This is a genomic window from Erythrobacter fulvus (assembly GCF_028595285.1).
Taxonomy (GTDB): Bacteria; Pseudomonadota; Alphaproteobacteria; order Sphingomonadales; family Sphingomonadaceae; genus Erythrobacter; species Erythrobacter fulvus.
The window spans coordinates 143,594-160,176 of sequence record NZ_JAQQXQ010000002.1; the positions used below are offsets into that span (position 1 = coordinate 143,594).

The 16,583-nt window shown below is 65.7% G+C and carries 17 protein-coding genes and 1 pseudogene; 12 read left to right on the forward strand and 6 right to left on the reverse strand.

Features of this window, described 5'->3' with window-relative positions:
• Positions 1–15 precede the first annotated feature (15 nt).
• From OIK40_RS03635 to OIK40_RS03660, 6 genes are read left to right on the forward strand one after another with little or no spacing between them, the layout of a single operon-like run.
• Complete coding sequence (locus OIK40_RS03635) at positions 16–1,785, forward strand: peptidoglycan DD-metalloendopeptidase family protein (RefSeq protein WP_309557482.1); 1,770 nt, start codon at positions 16–18, stop codon at positions 1,783–1,785.
• A gap of 43 nt (positions 1,786–1,828) precedes the next feature.
• Positions 1,829–2,824, forward strand: a complete 996-nt coding sequence (gene hemB, locus OIK40_RS03640; protein WP_273676314.1) for a porphobilinogen synthase — start codon at positions 1,829–1,831, stop codon at positions 2,822–2,824.
• Positions 2,817–3,380 (forward strand): GNAT family N-acetyltransferase, encoded by a 564-nt coding sequence (locus tag OIK40_RS03645; protein ID WP_273676315.1) that lies wholly within the window; start codon positions 2,817–2,819, stop codon positions 3,378–3,380. The genes hemB and OIK40_RS03645 overlap by 8 nt, the downstream gene beginning before the upstream one ends.
• On the forward strand, positions 3,377–3,925 hold the full coding sequence (locus tag OIK40_RS03650; RefSeq protein WP_273676317.1) for a GNAT family N-acetyltransferase: 549 nt from the start codon (positions 3,377–3,379) through the stop codon (positions 3,923–3,925). Before OIK40_RS03645 ends, OIK40_RS03650 begins: the two co-directional genes overlap by 4 nt.
• On the forward strand, positions 3,922–4,488 hold the full coding sequence (locus OIK40_RS03655; protein ID WP_273676318.1) for a gamma carbonic anhydrase family protein: 567 nt from the start codon (positions 3,922–3,924) through the stop codon (positions 4,486–4,488). Before OIK40_RS03650 ends, OIK40_RS03655 begins: the two co-directional genes overlap by 4 nt.
• Positions 4,488–4,769 carry a DUF167 domain-containing protein gene (locus OIK40_RS03660; protein WP_273676319.1) on the forward strand — a complete coding sequence of 94 codons (282 nt, stop codon included), beginning with the start codon at positions 4,488–4,490 and terminating at the stop codon, positions 4,767–4,769. The genes OIK40_RS03655 and OIK40_RS03660 overlap by 1 nt, the downstream gene beginning before the upstream one ends.
• Here OIK40_RS03660 and OIK40_RS03665 read toward each other — a convergent pair.
• From OIK40_RS03665 to OIK40_RS03675, 3 genes are read right to left on the reverse strand one after another with little or no spacing between them, the layout of a single operon-like run.
• On the reverse strand, positions 4,766–5,398 hold the full coding sequence (locus OIK40_RS03665) for a YoaK family protein (protein ID WP_273676320.1): 633 nt from the start codon (positions 5,396–5,398) through the stop codon (positions 4,766–4,768). The genes OIK40_RS03660 and OIK40_RS03665 overlap by 4 nt on opposite strands.
• A gap of 1 nt (position 5,399) precedes the next feature.
• Complete coding sequence (locus OIK40_RS03670; RefSeq protein ID WP_273676321.1) at positions 5,400–5,918, reverse strand: DUF1993 domain-containing protein; 519 nt, start codon at positions 5,916–5,918, stop codon at positions 5,400–5,402.
• 39 nt (positions 5,919–5,957) lie between these two features.
• Positions 5,958–7,556: a cisplatin damage response ATP-dependent DNA ligase gene (locus OIK40_RS03675; RefSeq protein WP_273676322.1), complete on the reverse strand. Its 1,599-nt coding sequence runs from the start codon at positions 7,554–7,556 to the stop codon at positions 5,958–5,960.
• Positions 7,557–7,654: 98 nt separating this feature from the next.
• Here OIK40_RS03675 and OIK40_RS03680 point away from each other — a divergent pair, with 98 nt between their 5' ends.
• The gene (locus OIK40_RS03680) at positions 7,655–7,969 is read left to right on the forward strand and encodes a hypothetical protein (RefSeq protein ID WP_273676323.1); all 315 of its coding nucleotides are present in this window, start codon (positions 7,655–7,657) and stop codon (positions 7,967–7,969) included.
• Between the two features lie 25 nt (positions 7,970–7,994).
• On the opposite strand, the gene OIK40_RS03685 is transcribed toward OIK40_RS03680, so the two are convergent.
• The 3 genes from OIK40_RS03685 to OIK40_RS03695 all read right to left on the reverse strand — a co-directional run bounded on the left by OIK40_RS03685 (position 7,995) and on the right by OIK40_RS03695 (position 11,804).
• Positions 7,995–9,002, reverse strand: a complete 1,008-nt coding sequence (locus tag OIK40_RS03685) for a ligase-associated DNA damage response exonuclease (protein ID WP_273676324.1) — start codon at positions 9,000–9,002, stop codon at positions 7,995–7,997.
• A gap of 67 nt (positions 9,003–9,069) precedes the next feature.
• Entirely contained in the window at positions 9,070–11,424 is a 2,355-nt protein-coding gene (clpA, locus tag OIK40_RS03690) for an ATP-dependent Clp protease ATP-binding subunit ClpA (protein ID WP_273676326.1), read from the reverse strand.
• A gap of 131 nt (positions 11,425–11,555) precedes the next feature.
• The gene (locus OIK40_RS03695) at positions 11,556–11,804 is read right to left on the reverse strand and encodes a DUF1192 domain-containing protein (RefSeq protein ID WP_374211778.1); all 249 of its coding nucleotides are present in this window, start codon (positions 11,802–11,804) and stop codon (positions 11,556–11,558) included.
• A 57-nt stretch (positions 11,805–11,861) separates the two neighbouring features.
• Between OIK40_RS03695 and OIK40_RS03700 the strand changes: the two genes are divergently transcribed.
• From OIK40_RS03700 to OIK40_RS03720, 5 genes and pseudogenes are all read left to right on the forward strand, one after another.
• The gene (locus tag OIK40_RS03700; RefSeq protein WP_273676328.1) at positions 11,862–12,884 is read left to right on the forward strand and encodes an NAD(P)H-quinone oxidoreductase; all 1,023 of its coding nucleotides are present in this window, start codon (positions 11,862–11,864) and stop codon (positions 12,882–12,884) included.
• Positions 12,877–13,505 (forward strand): annotated as a pseudogene (locus OIK40_RS03705) (glutathione S-transferase family protein). The gene OIK40_RS03700 and the pseudogene OIK40_RS03705 overlap by 8 nt, the downstream one beginning before the upstream one ends.
• Positions 13,506–13,640: 135 nt before the next feature.
• Positions 13,641–14,549: a UDP-2,3-diacylglucosamine diphosphatase gene (locus tag OIK40_RS03710; protein WP_273676330.1), complete on the forward strand. Its 909-nt coding sequence runs from the start codon at positions 13,641–13,643 to the stop codon at positions 14,547–14,549.
• A 53-nt stretch (positions 14,550–14,602) separates the two neighbouring features.
• Entirely contained in the window at positions 14,603–15,700 is a 1,098-nt protein-coding gene (locus OIK40_RS03715; RefSeq protein WP_273676618.1) for a glycosyltransferase family 4 protein, read from the forward strand.
• A gap of 98 nt (positions 15,701–15,798) precedes the next feature.
• A complete protein-coding gene (locus OIK40_RS03720; protein ID WP_273676331.1) occupies positions 15,799–16,536 on the forward strand; it encodes a DUF1013 domain-containing protein in 738 nt (245 codons plus the stop codon).
• Positions 16,537–16,583 lie beyond the last annotated feature (47 nt).

A 16,583-nucleotide genomic window follows, 5' to 3' on the forward strand; every position in this document is an offset into this window, starting at 1 on the left:
GCGGCTTTCGGGGCAATGATGTTGGACCATGCGCGCAATCCGGGCGAAATGCCCGAAGCGGAAGACACGACCGACGCGGCTGCGACGGCACGTGACGCCATGCCGCCGGCCATCGTACTTCCGGCTGCCATCGACCCGGAAACCGCCCGCGAACTGCTTCCCTACCTGCGCAATTCCCAAAAACTCGCCCCGCCGACCAAGGCGCAAAACGCGCGGCGCAAGGTCGTCGCGCGGGTCAACGGTTTCGGCGAGCGTTACGATGAATGGAAATTCGCCGCCTCGCGCTGGTTCGACGGGCTCGATCTTGCGCCCGATCTGGCGGAGAATATCGGCAGCCGCCGCTGGTTCCGCGGGCTGGGCACGATGCTCGGCCTGGGCGCGGTGGCGCTGGCGTTCTGGCCCGATCTGACCCCGCTCGAAGCGCGCCCGGCGATGCCGCAGGATGCCGAGGTTGTCAGCGAGATGCGCAGCCAGATGATCCTGCCGCTGGCACTGGGCGCGGATTCCGGACGCCGCATGGGGCCGACAGACCGGGTGATTCCGCTCAAGAGCGCACCCGAACGCCCGCAGATCGAACTGCTGGTGACGCTCGCCCCCGGCGACAGTTTCGCGACCATGCTGCGCCGCGCGGGCGTTTCCACGAGCGACATTGATCGCGCCGCCGCGCTGGTCGGGCAGGCGGTGCCGTTGGCTGATATCGCGCCGGGAACGCAGATCGACGTGCTGCTCGGCCGCCGTCCGGCCCCGGGCGCGCCCCGCCCGCTGGACAGCCTCGCCTTCCGCGCGCGCTTCGATCTCGAGCTCGAACTGACCCGCCCCGGCGTGGGCGAGACGACCGAGGACGGTACCCCCGTCATCCCCAGCGGGCCGCTGGCGTTGAAACGCAACATCATCCGCGTCGACGAAACGCCGCTGCGGGTGCGCGGGACGGTCGGCTCAAGCCTCTATCGCTCGATGCGTCAGGCAGGGGTTCCGGCCGGCGCGGTGCAGGAATACCTCAAGGCGCTGGATGCGCAGGTCGACATGGAGCGCGAAGTGCGCGCGAATGACGAATTCGACATCATCCTCGCCTATCGCCGCGCCGCCACCGGTGAACGGCAGGCAGGGCAGCTGCTTTATGCCGGGATCGATCGCGGCGGGAAGCCCAAGACCCAGCTGATGCGCTGGGGCAAGGACGGACGTTTCTACGAAGCTTCGGGCGTGGGCGAACAGCGCCGCGGCTTGCTGGCGCCGGTTCCGGGGGGGATCACATCGGGCTTCGGGATGCGTCGTCACCCGATCCTCGGCTACAGGCGGATGCACGCCGGCATGGACTTCAAGGCGCGTTACGGCACGCCGATCGTCGCGGTGTCGGATGGCCGGGTGTCCTCCGCAGGCCGCGCGGGCGGGTGCGGCATCGCGGTGCGGCTGGATCACGGCAGCGGCCTTTCCACCCGCTATTGCCATATGAGCCGCATGGCGGTGAGCGCTGGCCAGCAGGTGCGCCGGGGGCAGGTGATAGGCTATGTCGGCTCCACCGGCCTGTCGACCGGCCCGCACCTTCACTACGAGATGTATCGCGGCGGGCGGGTGATCAATCCGGCCAGCGTCAGCTTCGTCACCCGTGCCGAGCTGTCGGGCACCGAGCTGATCGATTTCCGCCGCCAGCTGATCCGCCTGAAGGAAGTGGAGACCGGCGCGGCGCTCAAGGATCTCGAGCCGCTGCCGACCGAGATCGAGGAACCGGTGCGCGAGATCGAGAAGATCGACCTTGCGAAACGCACCGGTTCGGGGCGCAAGCTGTAACCAGCGCTTGTCGTCAGCCTGTGTTCGGGCATAAGTCTTGCCCATGACCGGAAGCTATCCCAACACCCGCATGCGCCGCACCCGCGCCCACGGCTGGAGCCGTGCGCTGCACCGTGAAACTGTGCTCACCCCCGCCGACCTGATCTGGCCGCTGTTCGTCACTTCGGGCAAGGGAGTGGAAGAACCAGTGGTGACGCTGCCGGGCGTTTCGCGCTGGTCGGTCGACGGGATTGTGGCGCGGGCGAAGGAAGCGGTCGATCTCGGCATTCCGGTGATCGCGCTGTTCCCCAACACGCCCCGCGAACTGCGCAGCGACGACGGGGCAGAAGCGCATAATCCCGACAACCTGATGTGCCAGGCGATCCGTGCGATCAAGGACGCCTGCGGCAACGACATCGGCGTGCTGACCGACGTGGCGCTCGATCCCTATACCAGCCACGGGCAGGACGGGCTGATCGACGACACCGGCTATGTCATCAATGACGAGACCGTGGCGGTGCTGGTCGATCAGGCGGTCAATCAGGCCAATGCCGGGGCGGACATCATCGCGCCTTCCGACATGATGGACGGCCGCATCCACGCGATCCGCATGGCGCTGGAGATGAATGGGCACCCGAATGTGCAGATCATGTCCTATGCGGCCAAGTATGCCAGCGCCTTCTACGGCCCGTTCCGCGATGCGGTGGGCAGCGGTGGACTGCTGAAGGGCGACAAGAAAGCCTACCAGATGGACCCGGGCAATGCCGACGAGGCGATGCGCGAAGTGGCGCTCGACATTGCCGAGGGCGCGGACAGCGTGATGGTGAAGCCGGGCCTCGCCTATCTCGACATCATCTACCGCGTGAAACAGCGCTTCGATGTGCCGGTCTTCGCCTATCAGGTGAGCGGCGAATACGCGATGATCGAGGCCGCCCAGGCCGCCGGCATTGGTGATCGCGACGCGCTGGTGCTGGAAAAGCTGATCGCCTTCAAGCGCGCCGGATGCAGCGGCGTGCTCACCTATCATGCCGCGCACGTCGCGCGCCTGCTGAATGGGTGATTTTCGCCACGAAACCGCGCGGCTCGTGCTGCGTGACTGGCGCGAGGATGACTGGGCGGAGTTCTGGCGTGTCACCAACACGCCTTCGGTCATGCGCTGGCTGGGCGGCGTGTTGGACGATGCCGGCAAGGCTGCCTCGCGCGTCCGGCTTGAATCCTACCAGCGCGATCACGGCCACACCTTCTGGGTGGTGGAGCGGCGGGAGGATGGCGCGCTACTCGGCTTTTGCGGGCTGAAGCGGTCGAACCAGCCGGGCGGGCCGCAGGGGATGATGGAAGTCGGCTGGCGCCTGCGCGAGGATGCCCACGGACAGGGCTATGCCAGGGAAGCCGCGACCGCCTCGCTCGATCTTGCCTTTACCCGCTTCGGCGCGGACGAGGTGATCGCGCTGACTGTTCAGGGCAACGCGCCCAGCTGGGGGCTGATGCTGCGGCTGGGGATGGAACGGCGCGAGGATCTCGACTTTGCCAGCCCTGATTTCGATCCCGAAAACCCCGTCATCATCGCCTATTCCATCGCCCGCGAGACGTGGAAGGCAGCCGGACACACGGCATGACCGCAACAGTGCTGACCACATCCCGGCTGGTGCTGCGCCAGATCGGTGAAGGCGATCTCGATCCGCACATGGCGCTGCTCAACACGCCTGCGGTGATGCGGCATCTCGGCGGGGTGCAGCCGCGCGAAGTGATCGCCGCCAAGCATCAGGCCGCGCGCGACGGGTTTGCCGCCGAAGGCTTCGGCTTCATGATCATGGAGGAACGCGCCAGCGGCGAATTGGTCGGCCATTGCGGACTGCGCCGCGTCGCCCACCCGCTCGCACCCAACCCGCAGGACCACGAAATCGGCTGGCTGGTGCGCGAGGACCGCTGGCGGCTGGGCTATGCCCACGAGGCGATGCGCGCGGTGGTGGATTGGGGCTTTGGCGTCATCGGGGCGCCGCTGCTGGTCGCCTTGACCTGCGAGGCGAACGTCGGCAGCTGGCGATTGATGGAAAAGCTCGGGATGGAGCGGCGCGCGGATCTCGATTTCCGCGACCCGGCAGAACCCGATCCGATTATCCAGTACGCGATTACCCGCAAGCAATGGGAGAGCCAGCAATGACCCAGCGCCCCGGCGTCAACATCATCCCGATTCACGGGAAGAGCCCGAAGATCCACGAAACCGCCTTCATCGCCCCGGGCTGCACCATCATCGGCGATGTCGAAATCGGTGCGGGCAGCTCGATCTGGTACAATTGCGTGCTGCGCGCCGATGTCTTCACCATCCGCATCGGGGAACGAACTAATGTGCAGGACGGGAGCGTGCTCCACTGCGATCCGCCGCGCCCGGGTGATCCTGACGGCTGCCCGCTGGTGATTGGCGATGATGTGCTGATCGGCCACATGGCAATGGTTCACGGCTGCACGATCCATGATCGCGGCTTTGTCGGCCTCGGCGCGATTGTGATGAACAAGGCGGTGATCGGGTCGGACGCGATGCTCGCCGCAGGCGCGATGCTGACCGAGCGCAAGGTTATGGGCGAGCGCGAGCTATGGGCCGGCCGCCCGGCGACCAAGCTGCGCGATCTGCCCGAACCGGCGATTGCCGGCATGCGGATCGGCGTGGCGCATTATGCCGAGAACGCGAAGCACCACGCCGAAGCGGTAGCCGCCGCGCTGAAATAATGGCGCGGCCAGGCCCGTCGCTTCCCGCCGCGGATGATCTGCGGGCGCGGATCGATCCGCAGGGTCGGCTGGCGGTGAAAGTGACGCCCGGTGCGCGCGAGGAAGCAGTGACGCTCGTCGGGGCGGCGGTGCTGGTGAAGGTGCGCGCGCCTGCCGACAAGGGCGCGGCCAACGAAGCGGTGGCGGGCCTGCTGGCGAGCGCGCTCGGCATCCCGCGTTCCCGCCTTGCCTTGTTGCGCGGCGCAACTTCGCGCCAGAAGCTGTTCCGGGTGGAGACCTAGCGTTCGACGCGCAAGGCGAAGCCCCACAGCACCAGCGCCAGCCCGCAGGCGCTTGCCGCAGCGATCTCCGGTGCGATCAGGCACAGCCCGCCGCCTGCCGCCGCCCCCGCCGCCAGCGCGCTCCACAACAGGCCGTAACCGCGGGTGGCGGGCAAGCTCTGCCCGTCGATCCTCGCGGCGATCCCCTGACCGAACCGCACCAATGCTCCGGTCATGTAGGTCACACCCACCGTTACCTCGCCATCGCGGGAGAAGATATTGTTGGCGAGGCCCATCGCCATAGCCGACAGCGCGAGGAAGGGCATCGGCAAGCCTGCGACCAGCAAGCCCGCGCCCAGCCCGAGCAGCCCCGTCACCATCCCCAGCAGCACCCGCTTGTGCCGGCCCCGCACGCGCCGCAGCACCAACGCCCCGCCGATCACGCCGCCGAGAAAGCACGCGATCAGCCCTAGCGGCAGCAGCGCCAGAACGGGGCGTTCGACCAGTTCCACCCCCATCCGCGTGGTGTTGCCCGACATGAAGGAGGTGAAATAGCCGCCCGCCACCACGAACCCCGTCGCGTCCACCAGCCCCGCAAGGCCCGCAAGGCCGAGCGCGAGGCGCTGGCGGGCGGGATCGTAGCGGTGCATGTCAGGCGGCGGCGGTCGGTTGCTTCAGATATTTCATCATGTAGCCGACGTAATCCGCCTTGCCGATTGCCAGCCCTTCGGCACGCAGGATCGAATAGGCGGCCATCAGGTGGAAATACACCTGCGGCGTGGCCCAGTCGCGGCAATATTCGTGCGCCTGCATGGCAAAGCTCATGCCGTTGGGGAGTGTGAATTCCACCGTGTCACCGCTTGCGGGCCAGCCGGCCGGGTCCGTCCCGGCGACCAGCGCCTGCGCCCTGGCAATCCGTTCCCGCGCTTCTTTCAGGCTGGCAATGTCGCTGTCGTCGGCGGCGTGTCCGGCGTTCCCGAGACGGTTCAGCGCTGTCATTACCTGATCGATGGTGAAGCGGATCTGGGTGTGGAGCGGGAACATGTCCTCGGCCAGCTGGGCCTGAAGCAGCGCCTCGCCCTTTTCGTGGCCTTCCGCCTTGGTGACAAGGGTGTCGAGCGTGCCGAGTATGTTGGCATAGGTGGCAAGCGCGGCGGTGGCGTAGGACATGGTTCTCTCCCGTTGATCTGTGCGGGAGTTAGGCCGCGCTCAGTCCTTTATCAATGCGCGCAATCCTTCGATCCGGTCGGCCTCGTGCGCGGGCTTGTCCCAGCGGATGCGGTGGATGCGGGGGAAGCGCATGGCGAGGCCCGATTTGTGGCGTTTGGAGGTGTGGACGCTATCGAACGCCACCTCGAACACCAGTTCGCGCTTTACCTCGCGCACCGGGCCGAAGCGATTGAGGGTGTTCTGCCGCACAAACTTGTCGAGCTTCTTCAATTCCGCGTCGGTGAAGCCCGAATAGGCCTTGCCCACCGGCAGCAGCTCGGCACCCGCATCGGGATCGCCGTCCCAGCAGCCGAAGGTGTAATCCGAATAGAAGCTCGACCGCTTGCCGCTGCCGCGCTGGGCATACATCACCACGCAATCCACCAACAGCGGATCGCGTTTCCATTTGAACCAGTGGCCGACCTTGCGGCCCGCGACATAGGGGCTTTCGCGGTGCTTGAGCATCAGGCCTTCGATCGCCTCGTCGCGCGCGGTTTCTCGGATCGCGGCGAGCTGGGCGAAGTCTTCCGCTTCGACCAGCGCCGACAGGTCGAAATGGCTGTCGGGCAGGCGCTCCATCAGACTTTCCAGAGTTGCGCGGCGCGACTTCCACGGGGCCTCGCGCCAGTCGGTGCCTTCGAGCAGCAGAATGTCGTAAAGGCGGACAAAGGCGGGATATTCGCGCAGCATCTTGCCCGAAACCGTCTTGCGCCCGAGCCGTTGCTGAAGCGCATTGAAACTCGCCGCGCCGCCCGCTTCGCCGCCCTGGGTGCTGCCGCGCACCAGCAATTCCCCGTCGAGCACCGCATCCACGACAAGTACATCGAGCAATTCGGGGAAGGTCGCGGAAATATCGTCGCCCGAACGCGAATAGATCCGCGTTTCACCGCCTGCGCGCACCAGCTGCACGCGGATGCCGTCCCATTTCCATTCGGCGGCATATTCGGCCATATCGACCTCAGCCTCCTCCAGCGGATGGGCGAGCATGAAAGGACGGAACCGCGGGACATTGGCGAGATCGGGCGCGGGTGCGGCTCCAGTCGCCCAGTCGAACAGCTCGGCATAGGGCGGGTAGAGGGCGTGCCAATATTCCTCGACCTCCTCGACCGCGACCTCGAAGGCCTGTGCGAAGGCGGTCTTGGCCAGCCGCGCCGACACGCCCACCCGCATGCCCCCCGTGGCGAGCTTGATCAGCGCATAGCGGCCCTTTGCGTCGAGCCGGTCGAACAGGGTGGCAAGTTCCTGCGGCGCCGTGGCGCGGGTCAGCGCGGAAAGCCGCTCCACCACTTCGGTGAGCGACAGATCGGGCTGCGGGGCCGCATCTTCCGGTTCGGGCCACAACAGGCTGGCCGTTTCGGCGGTGTCACCGACGAAATCGCGCGAAAGTGTCCACAGCACCGGGTCGATGCGCTCCATCATCAGGTTGCGCACCGTCGAGGACTTCACCGCCGGAAAGTCGAGCCCGCCGGTCAGTCCCGCCAGCGCCCAGCCGCGATCGGGATCGGGCGCGCGGCGCAGGTAATCCGCGATCAGCGCCAGCTTGCGGTTGCGGCTGGTGGTGTAGACCAGCGCATCGAGCAGGGCGGCGAAGTCTTCCATCAGCCGGGCCTGCGCTTTGCGTTGCGTTTTCCGATGCTTGCGCTATTCCTCGCGACCGGCGCCGCAGCCGCGCGCGCCGTCAACAAGGATAAATCCGCATGAAGTCCACCCCCCTCCTTGCTGCGGCTCTCGGCCTTGCCTGCCTTGCCGCTCCCGCCTTTGCCGAAGATACCGCCGCCGTGCCGGCCACCACTCCGGCGGCTGCCTTTACTGTCGACACGCCGATCGCCGCGCTGATGGCGGACGAGCGCGCCAAGGCCGTCCTCGACAAGCATCTTCCGGGTATCGACCAGCACCCCGCCTACGAGCAGTTCAAGGCAATGAGCCTCAAGGCGCTCGCGCCGTTCTCGCAGGGGATGATCAGCGACGACATGCTGGCCGCGATCGAAGCCGATCTCGCAACGATCAAGTAAGCCTTTGTGCGCGGGGACGGGGAGCTCAGTCATCCTCGTCCTCGTAGCCCACCAGCGCCAGCGCGCGGGCGCGGCGCTGGTTCAGTTGGCACCACCGCAGCAGTGCCTCCTCGCGGCCGTGAGTGATCCAGGTTTCGTGCGGATTCACCTCGCCGATGGTCTGCGTCAGCTCGTTCCAGTCGGCGTGGTCGGAAATGACCAGCGGCAGTTCCACCCCGCGTTGACGCGCGCGCTGGCGGACCCGCATCCAGCCGCTCGCCATCGCGGTGACGGGATCGGGCAGGCGGCGGCTCCATCGGTCATTGAGCGCCGAGGGCGGCGCGATGACGATGCTTCCCCGCATCGCTTCCTTCGAAGGCGCATCGCTGACAAGCCGCAGGTCGCCCAGCGTCACGCCGTGCTCCTCGTAAAGGCGGCACATGGCCTCCATCGCGCCGTGCAGCCAGATCGTTTCGTGATGCCCTGCGGCGCGCAGTTCCGCGATCACCCGCTGCGCCTTGCCCAAGGCATAGGCCCCGACAAGCACGCAGGATTCAGGATCATCTGTCAGAGATTTCAATAATTTACCGATTTCTTCGACAATCGGCGGGTGCGTGAACACCGGCAGGCCGAAAGTCGCCTCGGTGATGAAGATATCGCAGGGGGTGACGGCGAAGGGCGCACAGGTGGGGTCTGCGCTACGCTTGTAATCGCCGGTGATGATCACCCGCTCGCCCGCGTGCTCAAGCAGGATTTGCGCGCTGCCGAGCACGTGGCCTGCGGGAAGGAAGGTCGCGCTAACGCCGCCGCCGAGCGTGACGCGTTCGCCATACTCCGCCGGTACCGCGCCTTCGTTTGTGTTGTAGCGCAGGTGCATGATTGCCAGCGTCGCCGGGGTGGCGATCGTCTCTCCATGCCCGCCGCGCGCGTGATCGGCATGGCCGTGGGTGACGAGCGCACGCGGCACGGGGCGCGAGGGATCAACCCATACATCGGCAGGCACGACATGGATGCCCCACGGCTCGGGCCGGATCCAGGAGAAAGGGGCGGTCATGCCGATACAAACGAAAAGGGCGCGGACGGGTTTCCCTGTCCGCGCCCTTTACTGGATTTTCGCGCGCTTAGCCTTCGCCGGCCTCGGGCGCGGCCTTCTTCGCCGCCGGCTTCTTCTTCGCCGGAGCCTTGCGCTTGGCCTTCACCTTGGGCGGGGCCGGAGTCATCTCGAAGGCGGGCTTGCCGTCCTTGATGCTGACATGCACCTCGCCGCCGTCGGACAGCTTGCCGAACAGCAGTTCCTCCGCGAGCGGCTGCTTGATCTTTTCCTGGATCAGGCGGCCCATCGGACGTGCGCCGTAGAGCTTGTCGTAACCCTTGTCCGCCAGCCATGCGCGCGCGTCGCTGTCGAACTGGATGTGGACGTTCTGCTCGGCCAGCTGCAATTCGAGTTCGAGGATGAACTTGTCCACCACCCGTGCCACGGTCGAGCGGCCGAGATAGGCGAAGGGCACGATCGCATCGAGACGGTTGCGGAATTCGGGGGTGAACATCTTCTTCACCGCCTCGTCGCCCGCGTCGGCCTTGGACACATCGCCGAAGCCGATTCCCTGCCGCGCCATGTCGGAAGCGCCCGCGTTGGTGGTCATGATGAGAACCACGTTGCGGAAGTCCACCGTCTTGCCGTGGTGATCGGTCAGGCGGCCATTATCCATCACCTGCAGCAGGATGTTGAACAGATCGGGGTGCGCCTTCTCGATCTCGTCGAGCAGCAGCACGCAATGCGGGTTCTGGTCGACCGCGTCGGTGAGCAGGCCGCCCTGATCATAGCCGACATAGCCCGGAGGCGCACCGATGAGGCGGCTGACCGAGTGGCGTTCCATATATTCCGACATGTCGAAACGCTTCAGCTCGATCCCCATGATGCTGGCGAGCTGGCGCGCGACCTCGGTCTTGCCGACGCCGGTGGGCCCGCTGAACAGGAAGCTGCCGATCGGCTTGTCCGGATCGCGCAGCCCCGCGCGGCTCAGCTTCATCGCGGTCGACAGGCGGTGGATTGCCTCGTCCTGGCCGAACACGACATGCTTGAGATCGCGTTCGAGGTTTTCGAGCGCCTTCTTGTCGTCCTTGCTGACCGATTTGGGCGGGATGCGCGCCATGGTCGCGATAACCTGCTCGATCTCGCGTGCGGTGATCGTCTTCTTGCGGCGGCTCGGCGGCACCAGCATCTGCATCGCGCCGACTTCGTCGATCACGTCGATCGCCTTGTCGGGCAGCTTGCGGTCATTGATATAGCGCGCCGACAGCTCGACCGCGGTCTTGATCGCGTCGGGCGTGTACTTGACCTTGTGGTGATCCTCGAACGCGGAACGCAGGCCCTTGAGGATCGCGATGGTATCCTCGATGGTCGGCTCGTTCACGTCGATCTTCTGGAACCGGCGCAGCAATGCGCGGTCCTTTTCGAAGTGGTTGCGGAATTCCTTGTAGGTGGTCGACCCGATGCAGCGGATCGCGCCGCTGGACAGCGCGGGCTTGAGCAGGTTCGAGGCGTCCATCGCGCCGCCGCTGGTGGCGCCGGCACCGATCACGGTGTGGATCTCGTCGATAAACAGCACCGCGTGCGGCATGCCTTCGAGTTCGGAGACGACCTGCTTCAGTCGTTCCTCGAAATCGCCGCGATAGCGGGTGCCGGCCAGCAGCGCGCCCATGTCGAGCGAGTAGATCACCGCGTCCTTGAGCACTTCGGGAACGTCGCCTTCGACGATCTTGCGCGCCAGACCTTCGGCGATCGCGGTTTTCCCGACGCCGGGATCGCCGACATAGAGCGGGTTGTTCTTGGAACGGCGGCACAGGATCTGGATCGTCCGGTCAACTTCCGGCCCGCGACCGATCAGCGGATCGATCTTGCCGCTTTCCGCCTTGGCGTTGAGGTTGACAGTGAACTGGTCGAGCGCCGTTTCCTTCTTGTTGCCGCTTTCCTTGGCCGATTGCGCTTCTTCGGCCTTGTCGGTGCCCTGCGGTGTCTTGCTTTCGATCTGGCGGCCGCCCTTGCCGATGCCGTGGCTGATATAGCTCACTGCATCGAGCCGGCTCATATCCTGCTGCTGGAGGAAATAGACCGCGTAGCTGTCCCGTTCGGAAAACAGCGCGACCAGCACGTTGGCACCGGTGACGGTGTCCTTGCCCGACGACTGGACGTGCAGGATTGCGCGCTGGATCACCCGCTGGAAGCCGGCGGTGGGCTGCGGATCGGCCCCGTCCTCGGTCTTGAGCGACTGGTATTCCTGATCGAGATACTGCTTCACCACCTCGCCCAGCTCGGCCAGATCGACTCCGCAGGCCGCCATCACCTGGGCAGCGTCCTCGTCATCGATCAGCGCCAGCAGCAGGTGCTCCAGCGTCGCATATTCGTGCTTTCGCTCCGACGCGTGGCCGAGTGCGTTGTGCAGGGTCCGTTCGAGGTTCTGGGCGAAGCTGGGCATGGGAAATCTCTATGAGAGGGCGAGGGATGCTCCCGGAGGGGGAGCGGGGGGAGTCGTTTGCCGAGTATATGGGATGGTCGCGAGAAATTGCGAATCCGTTTGCGTGTACGCCGGAGGAAAACCCGATGGCCTCACCCCGACGGTTTCCCGAACAGCGCTTCGGCGGCGGCGCGGTGGGCGGCCGCCTTGCCCCGATGCGCTGTCACCCGCGCGATTTCCGCTTCGAGCAGGGCGATGCGTTCATCCAGCTCGGCCTGCGAATAGGGCCCGAGATCCTCTGCCGCGAGGTGCGAGGCCGCATCTCCTTTGGGGCGGGGGCGATCGGGCTCTTCCATCGTCGCGCAGCATCGCAAGCCAAGCGGCTTGCTGTCAATCGGCAAGGCGGGTATTTGCCCCTTCCGCAAAGTTAACGGGGATCATTCAGGGGGATAGCGGTGATGGTTGCAGGGTCCGGGGCAAGCCTCCCCGAAAGCATGACCGCAGTCGTGTTCGACAGCCCCGGGGCGCCCGATGTTCTGAAGGCCGGAACGGTCCCGCTGCCGCGCCTGCGCCCCGATGATGTGCTGATCAAGGTCGCCTATGCCGGGGTGAACCGCCCCGACTGCCTCCAGCGCGCGGGTGCCTATCCGCCGCCGCCGGGTGCCTCGCCGCTTCTGGGGCTGGAAGTTTCGGGCGAAGTGGTTGCCGTCGGTAGCGAAGTCCCGCGCGAGCTTGTCGGGCAATATGTCGCCGCGCTCACCCCGGGCGGGGGCTATGCCGAATATTGCGCCGCGCACTGGCAGCATTGCCTGCCCGTGCCTGAGGGAATGTTGCTGGCCGAAGCCGCCGCTCTGCCCGAAACCCTGTTCACCGTGTGGCACAACCTGTTCGAGCGCGGGCTGGCGCGCGACGGGGAAAGCGTGCTGATCCACGGCGGTACTTCCGGCATCGGGACAATGGCGATCATGCTTGCCAAGGCCTTCGGAATGGACGTGATCGTCACCTGCGGCGATGCCGCCAAATGCTCTGCCGCCACCCGCATCGGCGCAGACCTTGCGATCAATTACCGCGAGGAGGATTTTGTCGAGGCGGTGATGGCGCACACGGGCGGCAAGGGCGTCAATGTCGTGCTCGATATGGTGTCGGGCGATTATGTCGCGCGCAACCTGAAGTGCATGGCCGAGGACGGACGGCATGTGACCATTGCGGTGCTGGGCGGGGCCAAGGCCGACATCAATATGGCGGTGGTGATGATGCGGCGGCTGACGCTGACCGGATCGACCCTGCGCCCGCGTACCGATGCTTTCAAGGCTGCGCTGGCGGACGAGATTGCCGACAATGCCTGGCCGCTGTTCGCCGACGGGGAGCTGTCGCCGGTGATGGACATGACGTTCCCGCTGGCCGAAGCCGCCGCCGCCCATGCGCGGATGGAAGCGGGCGAGCATATCGGCAAGATCGTGCTGGAGGTTGCGGGTGGCTGAGGTGCTGACCCTCCACGAAGATCCGCGCAGCGGCAATTGCTACAAGATCAAGCTCACCGCCGCGCTGCTGGGCCTGCCGCTCGAAACCCGCGCTTATGACATCATGAAGGGCGAGACCCGCACGCCCGAATTCCTGGCGCAGGTGAACGCCAACGGGCGTATCCCGGTTTTGCAGATCGACCGGGGCGAAACCGCGGAGTTTCTGCCCGAAAGCAACGCCGCGTGCTGGTATCTTGCCCATGGCAGCAGCCTCATCCCGCAAGATCGCTTTGCGCAGGCCGACATGCTGCGCTGGATGTTCTTCGAGCAGTATAATCACGACCCAACGTCGCCACGCTCCGCTTCTGGTTGCGCTTTGTGGGCGAGGCGAACCTGTCGGCTGAACAGCGTGCGCAAATCATGCCCAAGCGGATGGCGGGGTGCGCGGCGCTCGACCTGATGAACCGCCACCTGGCAGGCCATGCTTTTTTCTGCGGCGCTGCGGTCACGCTCGCCGACATTGCCCTTTTCGCCTATACCCACGTGGCCGAAGAGGGCGGCTTCGGGTTGGGCGATTACCCGCACATCAACAGCTGGATTGCCCGGATTCGGGCGCTGCCCGGCTTTGTGCCGATGGACTGACGGCCCCATTCAAACCTTGTCACAATTGCGTCAGAATAGCAGAATATTGACCCGAAACCGTCATTTGCCTGCTCAACCCCTGTAACAATTCCCTGTCATACGGGGTCCCGGCAAGATGACTTCCGGGGATTACGCATGACCGGTTCCGACCTCTCCGATCTGATTGGCACCAACGTCGCCAGCTTTCCTCTGGGCGCGCCCAGAACGCCCGAGCCCGAGGGCAACGAACGGCGCAGCTACCGCACGATCTGGATCAGCGATGTCCACCTCGGCACCAAGGGCTGCAATGCCGAGCTGCTGATCGATTTCCTCGACCATACCGACAGCGAGACTATGTACCTCGTCGGCGACATCATCGACGGATGGCGGCTGAAGAAGAAGTTCTACTGGCCTGCCGCGCACAACGACATCGTCTGGCGGATCATGAAGCGCGCCCGTCGCGGCACGCGGGTCGTCTATATCCCGGGCAACCATGACGAGATGTTCCGCCAGTTCACCGGCCTCAATTTCGGCGGGATCGAAATCCGCCGCGCGGCTTTCCACGACACTGCCGACGGGCGCCGGTTGATGGTGCTGCACGGCGACGAGTTCGATGCCGTCATGCTGTCGCACCGCTGGCTCGCCTTCGTGGGGGACCATGCTTATCACCTGATGATGAAGTGCAACATCGCGGTGAACACCGTGCGCCGCTGGCTGGGCAAGCCCTATTGGTCGCTCAGCAAGGCGGCCAAGCACAAGGTCAAGAACGCGGTCGAATTCATCGGCAAGTACGAGGAAGTCGTCGCCCGCGCTGCCGGTGAACGCGGCGTGGACGGGGTGGTGTGCGGCCATATCCACACCGCCGAATTCCGCGAGTTTCAGCACAACGGCAAGCCGGTCGAATACTGGAACGACGGCGACTGGGTCGAAGGCTGCAACGCGCTGGTCGAACATCACGACGGGCGGATGGAGATCCTCCACTGGCCGGAGGAGATCAAGCGCCGTGCCGAGGCCGAAGATGCCACCACCCCGCACGAAACCGGCCCCGCGCGCGAGGCCGCGTGAACCGTTATACGACCATCCTTGCCGATGCCGCCGCCGGGCAAGTCCCGGCATCCATCGCACCCGCGGGGCCTGCCCCCGCATCCATCGCACCCGCGGGGCCTGCCCCCGCATCCATCGCAATCGTCACCGACGCATGGCATCCGCAGACCAATGGCGTGGTGCGCACCCTGTCGACCACGTGCGAGGTGCTGCGCGGATGGGGGCATCAGGTCGCGGTGATCTCGCCCGAGGGCTATCCCTCCATGCCTGCGCCGACCTATCCGGAAATCCGGCTCGCGCTCACTGTGCCGGGCGCGGTCGGGCGGCGGCTGGCGAAAATCGCGCCCGATGCGGTGCATATCGCCACCGAAGGCCCGCTGGGGCTGGCCGCACGGCATTACTGCCTCAAGCGCAAGGTGCCTTTCACCACCGCCTATCACACCCAGTTTCCCGACTATATCGCCCGCCGCACCGGACTGCCGGCGAGCGCATTCTGGCCCTATATCCGCTGGTTCCACAGCCCAGCGCAGCGGATCATGGTGGCGACCGAGACAATCCGCACGCAATTGCGCGAACAGGGGCTGACCCGGCTGACCCACTGGAGCCGCGGAGTCGATCTTTCCTGCTTTTCCCCCGACGCACCCCCGCCGCCCGAATATGCCGGACTTGAAGGCCCGATCCTGCTCTATGTCGGCCGGGTTGCGGTGGAGAAGAATATCGAGGCGTTCCTCGCCTGCGACTATCCCGGCACCAAGGTGGTGGTCGGCGACGGACCGGCGCGCGCGGCGCTGGAGGCGAAGTTTCCCGATGCGCTGTTCCTCGGCAAGAAGACCGGCGTCGAACTGGCGGGCTGCTATGCCGGAGCCGATGTGTTCGTGTTCCCGAGCCGCACCGACACCTTCGGTCTGGTGATGATCGAGGCGCTGGCCTGCGGCACGCCGGTGGCCGCTTTTCCGGTGGCAGGGCCGCTCGACATCGTCACGCCCGCTGTCGGCGCGCTGTCGGAAGATCTGACCCGCGCGATCGACGCCGCGCGCTATTGCGATCGTTCCGGCTGCGCGGCCTATGGTGCAAGCTATTCGTGGGAGGCGGCGACGCGGCAGTTCCTGTCGGGTCTGGTCGCGCTGGAAGAGGGCGAGGCAGAATCTCTCGCGGCCTTGCCCGCGTTCTGAATCCATTTCTTGCCGTTTTCCCTGCTTTCCCCTATCTAGGCTCTCAAGGCGGCCGCTCCGAAAGGGGCGGCCCTTTCATTTTCAACGGAGATTCCCCCATGGCTACCAAGGATCAGCCCAAGCCGCTGATGCCGCACGCCACCGCGACGTGGCTGGTGGACAACACCGCGCTCTCGTTTGAGCAGATTGCCGAGTTCTGCGGGCTGCACATCCTCGAAGTGCAGGCGATGGCCGACGATCTGGCGGGCAGCAAATATACCGGGCGCGATCCCGTGCACTCGGGCGAATTGACCCAGGGCGAAATCGAGAAGGGCCAGGCCGACCCGTCCTATTCGCTGAAGATGCACAAGGCGCCGGTCGAAGTGACCCGCACCAAGGGCCCGCGCTATACCCCGGTGTCGAAGCGTCAGGACAAGCCCGACGGCATCGCCTGGATCCTGCGTAATCATCCCGAAGTGTCGGACGCGCAGATCGGCAAGCTGATCGGCACCACCCGCAACACCATCGGCGCGATTCGCGACCGTTCGCACTGGAACATCCAGAACATCACGCCGAAGGACCCGGTGACGCTGGGCCTGTGTTCGCAGCGTGAGCTGGATGCGATGGTCGCCAAGGCCGCCAAGCGTGCGGGCGTGACCGAGGATGCCGATGCGCCGGTCAAGTCCGAGCGCAATGATCGCGAAAAGCTGATCGAGGAACTGCGCGCCGAGCGTGACGACAAGGCCAAGGCCGCCGGCGAAGCCGCGCAGGAAGCCGAGGCCGAAGCCTGGCTCGCCCGCAAGCGCGAAGCCGAGGCCGAAGAACAGAAGATCGACCCCGAGAGCGGGTTCATCTGAACCTGATTACGCCTTGCCGGACCGCCAAGGGTGCGATCCGGCAAGGC